This window comes from Massilia sp. UYP11, from assembly GCF_050434805.1.
Taxonomy (GTDB): Bacteria; Pseudomonadota; Gammaproteobacteria; order Burkholderiales; family Burkholderiaceae_D; genus Telluria.
Genome location: NZ_JBNDJE010000045.1, coordinates 1 through 6538, shown reverse-complemented (window position 1 = coordinate 6538; position 6538 = coordinate 1). Strand labels below are relative to the sequence as shown.

The window sequence follows — 6538 nt, the reverse complement described above, 5'->3', positions numbered from 1 at the left end:
CAGCGGCGCGGGCATGCGACCAAAGGCATTTCCGAGACGCAGAAGCGGCGCAACCGCGCGATCGCCACGCCGCGCGCCCGCGTCGAGCATGTGTTTGGGGCCTTGGCCCAGATGGGCGGCAAACTGGTACGCTGTCTGGGGATCGTGCGCACCACGTTCGTCTTGCAGTTGAAGGCGGCCAGTTACAACCTCAAGCGTCTCCTCTTTTTGAAGGAACGCGGCTTGGCGCCGTTTTAAAAAGCAGTTCGGCAGCCTGCGGTTGCCAAACCTGCCCGGGCCAGCGTGCCTGGCGCTTTAAAAATCACGCTACTGAGCGATGCTGGAGCGCGGACTCACATTTCGCCTGGCTCTGCTCACGCCGAGAGCGGGTTATTCGAGGTCACCTTTAGCAAAGCAAATGAATTGCTCTCCCCGCCTTTTCATGAGGCTACGTGTCCTAATGCGGTTGGCAGAAACCACTCACGCCAAACGTCTTCATAAGTCTTCGGCAGGAGTGATAATTGCCGCCAAAGTTCGAAGACATCTAATTTTTTAAAGTAATTTTCGAATTCTGCTCGATCGACTCCGTGTGGGGTTTCAACTGGTATAGGAAAAAAGGACGGTTGGCCCGTCGCAAGGAAGCGCTTCAATCCAGCCCCGTCGTAAGCTATTGGGACACACATTTCAGTATCGTCCCAAAAATCATAGGCGGCTATTCTGCGGGCAAATACCTCCGCTAACCCTCGCCAGTTTCCATTTTCAGCCCATTGAAGCTCTGAGTATTGATAGGTGAAGCGCTGAAATGCAGCTAACAATTTTGGTCTCTTCGCGTACCATCGAAGCGCCACCAAGCCTCTTTCAGTTCCGATTTCGTTACTCGTTGGAACATGTATTGTGCGGCTCTGCTTGTTTCGGTAATCTGCGTGCCGGGGAGTCAATATTTTGTCAACATAGTCATTCAAACACACAAACGAGCATCGTCGAGCTGCAAGATCCGCAATAACGAGCAAGACAGGAACACCGATGCCCATGCGTTCGACAGTAACCAATTCTGATGTTTCCAGTTGAAAACGATACGTGTCGACCTCAGCAACTTTGTCGGCACGATCGAGAGCCTCAGGCCCTTTTTCCACATTCCCACGACCAAAGATCGAAAGCGGCAGTACTGCTGGAGCCGCTATACTTTTGAGTTGGACGAAAAAGTGCTCGCCCAGCGTTTCATACATGCCTGGTCGTCCTTCCCCTTCACCGGACTTAAAAGTTTCGACGGCAAAATCCAAACCGTAGTCGGGACGGTATTCCCGCATAACCCAGTGCTTCGGTAGCTTTGAACGAAGGAGTTGCTCGCCCTCCTGATCAATTAGGTGCTGTTCTGACCTTTGCTTACTAAATGCCATATTTTTCGTGTCCTCGACGACTAATCGGTTAATACCTATCTTTGAATGACAGTCGGCTCATGGCCGAACCAGGCCGTTCGTGCCAGCATAGCAGGTTGCCAAACCGAAAAATAGGGAGCAGCGCGACAGGCTGCATCCGACCCATTGCGGACGTTGATAGCCACTAAGGATCATCATGTATGCGCCATGTCCTGCTTCGCGGCACGTACGTCAGAAACGGCGTTTGCTCTGAGTTTTCGGGCGTGATGTCCGCAGAGAGTTCCAGAGCCTCCGCCAAGTTCTCGACAAATGACAACACTGCCTCATGCTCCAATGGGCCAGTAATTTCCTTGGGCGAGATGTCGAGTTCTAACTGCTCGAAAATGAAGAAGTGACAGCAAATTTCAACCGCGCCGTCCAACAAAATCGACAACATGTGTGAACCTTCACGATTTCCCAGAACGCTACGAGATCCTGGGAATGGGGCCGCCACTCCGTCAAAGGTGTACGAGCATTCGTAATGGCTGAGCAGTTGATCGAAGCGATCCCAATGCACAGCTTCGGTATCCTGCACGTAGATGTCTCGAAGCGATCCATCGCGTTCCCATAATCCTGCTACGTCGTGGAAGTCTGGTTTCATGCAAGTAGATGATCGACTGGTGGATGTGGGAGTTGAATGTCTGCTCTTGGCCCAGGCTGTGTAAAAACGCGATGTCGGCACATTTTCACGGGTCGCTTTACCATTAGCGACCCTCGGAAAACGCCGTGGTGACCGTTTTGGATGGCCGGGCCTGCCTGCGATTTTGCCTAGGTCAGCGTTTTTACACAGCCTGGGCCGAAAGCGGAAGTTCGTCGCAGCCAGTGTAACTCAGCAAGAAGCGGTGGACTTCGCTATTTCACACCCGGTAGTCCCAGTAATTTCTAGAACGTCGCATCTGTTTCGGAAAGTCACATCAACGCAGGCGTTCGCGTGCCGACAGGCGTATGGCTCACCTGGGGCGGACAGTTTGAAAACCCAGAGCGTGCACGCATGCGGCTGGCAGTGGTTGTGTCGGCTTGCTTCGCGTTAATCGTCGTCTTGCTTTACTCAGCCGTTGGCTCATGGCGCGCAGTTGAAGTTATCTTTATTGGAGTGCTTCTGGCCCTGATCGGCGGCATCGCGGTGCTTTGGCTGCGCGGTCTGCGACTCTCGATTTCGGCAGCAGTATGCTTTATCCTGTTGTCTGGGGTAGCCGTGCTGAACGGGCTGGTGATGGCGGGCTCCATCGCCGGCCTAGCGAAAAGGCTGCCGTGGAAACAGACGGTGCGTGAGGGAGCGCTTCAGCGCCTTCGGCCGGTATTGATGACTGCCCTGATCTCATCACTCCGCTTTGTTCCGATGGCCTTGGCGACTGGCCAGTCACGATTTTTTTTCTTGTTCACACCCTGAGAGCTGGGGGAGGCCGGCCTTGGCGGCTAACGAGGAGAGATGCTTCGATCGGTTGCTTTTTGCGTCGCTCGTTGCGTTCGCTGTACCGGTCTGTCACGTAGTCCGTGCGTCTCCATGTCAAGAGCTGAACTTGAACAAGTCACCACGACGTCCACGACGCGGTCGTAATAAGTTGAATTACTGCTTGCGATAATTATAATATTATATTTATACTTTCCTAACTGAAATCTAATGTTAGGCTACCGATGTCGATCGCTTTAGCTCCAGTTTTACCTCCTTTGTTCGCAATTCATGGGAAACTCGGAAGTGGAAATTTGCTTGTCCAGTTGCGACAGCCTTCCATGCGAAGTAAATTCTCGGAAGAGCACGGTCTATCCGACGCCGGTATCATACGTGTCGTCACTCCGAATGGATTCGTCGCGCAACTCGCCGGGGACCGAACTACGGAATTACCGGAAGGCGTAGACGGCGTTCTACATGTCGTGGACCAAGCGCCGCACGTCCAACCTATAGCTAATAACCGCGGGAAGAAAAGGACGGCCTGGATCCATCCCGCAACACTTCTTCCGGCCTCACTTTCTGTCGACGCGTCGACTTCGTTGTGCGAGAGTGTACGGCAGAGCTGGATTGACAGCGTCCATTTTAAAGAAGAGACGACGAACGATGATGGATCGGTCAATCCAGGTCTGCGGGAGCCGCAGATCGGGGCGCTCCACGCTATATTGGGACATTGGCGTTCGTCGAGCGACCCGGCTACGGTCGTGATGCCTACTGGAACAGGTAAGACGGAGACAATGCTAGCGACGATGATAAGTGAGCGGATAAAAAGGCTCCTTGTTGTGGTCCCGACGGTGGCGTTACGTGAGCAGATATCCGAAAAATTTATAACCTTAGGCTGGCTGAAGCATTTCGGCATTGTGGATTCTGCCGCTGAATATCCCATTGTCGGCATCGCGCAGAAGCGGTTCACAAGTATTGAAGACGCAGACGACTTCTTTTCGCGATGCAATGTTGTTGTTACAACGATGAATGTTGTCGGGATGTGTGGCGCCGATGTCCAAGCCAGGATCGCGGGTCTTTGCTCCCACCTGTTTATAGATGAGGCGCATCACATCTCAGCAAAAACATGGGACGGATTCAAAGCGTACTTCTCAGGTAAGCCTGTCCTTCAATTCACGGCTACGCCGTTTAGGACCGATGGTAAGCTAGTCGGAGGAAAAGTAATATTTAATTATCCTCTTAGCCGAGCTCAGCAGCGCGGATATTTCAAACCTATTCAATTTCGTTCGGTCTGCGAGTTCGCCCCCGCTTCAGCTGACCGCGCGATCTTAGAAGCCGCGACTGCTGCATTGACACAAGACATCGAAGCAGGTTGCGATCATATCTTGATGGCGCGTGCCGTTTCAATCATACGCGCGGAAGAAATTCATGGCCTTTACCTTCAATTGGCTGGACATTATAAACCAGTTTTAATCCATAGCGAACTGACTTCAACGGAGCGTACCGAACGATTTGCTGCACTACGCCGCCGGGAGACCAGAATTGTTGTTTGCGTAGATATGCTGGGTGAAGGCTTTGATCTGCCGGAACTCAAGATAGCCGCGCTCCATGACATGCACAAGAGTCTAGCGATCACGCTTCAATTTGTAGGCCGCTTTACTAGAACGACTGACAAAATCGGGAATGCCACCGTCGTGGCCAACATCGCCGATGCGGCGGTGGAACAAGGACTCCAGAACCTTTATGCCGAAAATGCAGACTGGAACGCGGTCCTTAAAGTGTTAAGTGAAGGAGCTACCGAAAATCAGATTCGCCGAACGGAGTTTATCGGCGGATTCGATCCGGATAAGCTTTCTCTTCCAATCCAAAATATCTTTCCAAAAATGAGTGCGGTGGTTTACAAAACGACCATAAAAGATTGGATGCCGCATAGAGTAGTGGAAGGAATCGGATTCTCACGCATTTACACTGGTCCAACTGTAAACTTAGAAACGAAGACTCTCGTTCTTGTGACAAAGGACGAAGAAGCCGTGCCGTGGGGCGATGTGCGCGAACTCAGCAACGTGAACTGGAATCTATATATTGTTCACTGGAACGAAACACAGGGCTTGTTGTTCATAAATAGTTCCGATAACAGCAGCTTGCATGAAGACGTAGCAAAGGCTGTTGGTGGCAGTGATGTCGAATTGATTAGAGGTGAAAGCATTTTCCGGTGCCTGCACAACGTAAATCGGTTCGTCATCATGAATCTCGGGTTAAGTCATGTTATCAGTAAAGCTATCCGTTTTTCTATGCATGTTGGCCAAGACATCGGACAAGCACTCAGCGACGCATTACGGGAAAATAAGACGAAATCGAACCTCTTCGGCAAAGGGTACGAAGCTGGCGATGAAGTCACCTATGGATGTTCCCAAAAAGGACGAGTCTGGTCCTATAAAATTGCATATGATCTCGCTGCGTGGGTAGACTGGTGTCATGTGGTAGGAAGCAAACTTACTGACGATAGCATCTCGACCGCTGATATATTCAGGAACGTGATCTTGCCAGAGACGATTTCGGCGCGTCCTCAGGTCGTCCCAATTGCGATTGAGTGGGATAGCGTTCTCTTGCAGAAGCCCGAGCGGAACGTACAGATTCAGATCGGAACCGTTTCTGCGCCGCTCTTTGATGTGGCACTTGAGCTAGTTGACAACATGCCAGATGGCCCAATTGTTATTAGGGTCCGTGTTGAGGGAGCGGAAGCGCTTTATGAGCTGAAGTTTGAAGAAGCAAGAATTAGCTTTATTCCGCGTTCTGTATCCACCTCAACTATCTTCATCGGGAGGCGCGAATTTGATATTGCAGCGTGGTTTGAAACGAATCCACCGACAATTTTCTTTGCTGACGGAAGCATGTTGGTTTCAAACGAAATATTCAGGCTCCCCGCACTCAGCAAAAGAGCAGTTTTTGATTCGAGTCGTATCCTCCACTGGGACTGGAGTGGAGTAAATATCAAGAAGGAATCTCAAGGTGTAGGGAAACGTACGGACTCAATTCAGTACAGGGTGCTCTCCGAATTGCGCAATCAACAACCTGATGAGCAGTTCGACATTTTGTTCGATGATGATGATGCTCGCGAGGTGGCAGACGTTATCGCGATAAAAGTACGAGATAAGTGCATTCAGATAAATTTATACCATTGTAAATTTTCAAAAGAATCGATTCCGGGGGCACGAATTGATGACCTATACGTAGTCTGCGGTCAAGCCCAGAGGAGTGTTTACTGGCGCGGAAATATCGGGGGGCTTTTTACGCATATGCAGGCACGCGATGCAAGTCGGATCAAAAACAAAAATGCTTCTCGATTCGAAAAAGGCGATGCCCGAACGCTACTCGGGATTGCGAATAAAGCAGAGCTTCTAGATGTGAAATTCAAAGTTTTTATCGTTCAGCCTGGGCTCTCAAAAGACAAGATCACTTCAGGGCAGCAGGAACTTCTCGCAGTCACAAACCTTTATCTACGAGAAACTTTCGACATCGAAATGGTAGTTGTTGCGAGTGCATAGGTCTTGGAACCGGCACTGCGGAAGGGCTGCGGACCTACTTAGGAAAAGAGATTTATTAGTAAGCACACAAATCCCCTGAGCAGTATCGAGGCCGTTCCCATCTTGGTGCTTAGGTGTTCAGTGCCGTGCGATCATTTTCCTCGCCGTAGCTGGCCTTTGTTCCGAGCAAAGGCTATGCTCGACGACTTGATTGCTGGGTTCAGCAGTCC

Annotated in this window: 5 protein-coding genes; 3 read left to right on the top strand and 2 right to left on the bottom strand. The window is 50.9% G+C overall.

Annotation, left to right across the window (positions count from 1 at the left end; genetic code table 11):
* The coding region (locus tag ABIB38_RS23965) for a transposase (protein WP_429207295.1) at positions 1–237 on the top strand (237 nt) is incomplete at its 5' end.
* Positions 238–419: 182 nt separating this feature from the next.
* Here ABIB38_RS23965 and ABIB38_RS23960 read toward each other — a convergent pair.
* Together ABIB38_RS23960 and ABIB38_RS23955 are read right to left on the bottom strand one after the other, a co-directional pair.
* A complete protein-coding gene (locus ABIB38_RS23960; protein ID WP_429207294.1) occupies positions 420–1376 on the bottom strand; it encodes a DUF4365 domain-containing protein in 957 nt (318 codons plus the stop codon).
* A gap of 163 nt (positions 1377–1539) precedes the next feature.
* Positions 1540–1995: a hypothetical protein gene (locus ABIB38_RS23955; protein ID WP_429207292.1), complete on the bottom strand. Its 456-nt coding sequence runs from the start codon at positions 1993–1995 to the stop codon at positions 1540–1542.
* A gap of 312 nt (positions 1996–2307) precedes the next feature.
* Between ABIB38_RS23955 and ABIB38_RS23950 the strand changes: the two genes are divergently transcribed.
* Positions 2308–2784, top strand: a complete 477-nt coding sequence (locus tag ABIB38_RS23950; RefSeq protein ID WP_429207297.1) for an efflux RND transporter permease subunit — start codon at positions 2308–2310, stop codon at positions 2782–2784.
* Between the two features lie 245 nt (positions 2785–3029).
* Positions 3030–6329 carry a DEAD/DEAH box helicase gene (locus tag ABIB38_RS23945; RefSeq protein ID WP_429207290.1) on the top strand — a complete coding sequence of 1100 codons (3300 nt, stop codon included), beginning with the start codon at positions 3030–3032 and terminating at the stop codon, positions 6327–6329.
* Positions 6330–6538 lie beyond the last annotated feature (209 nt).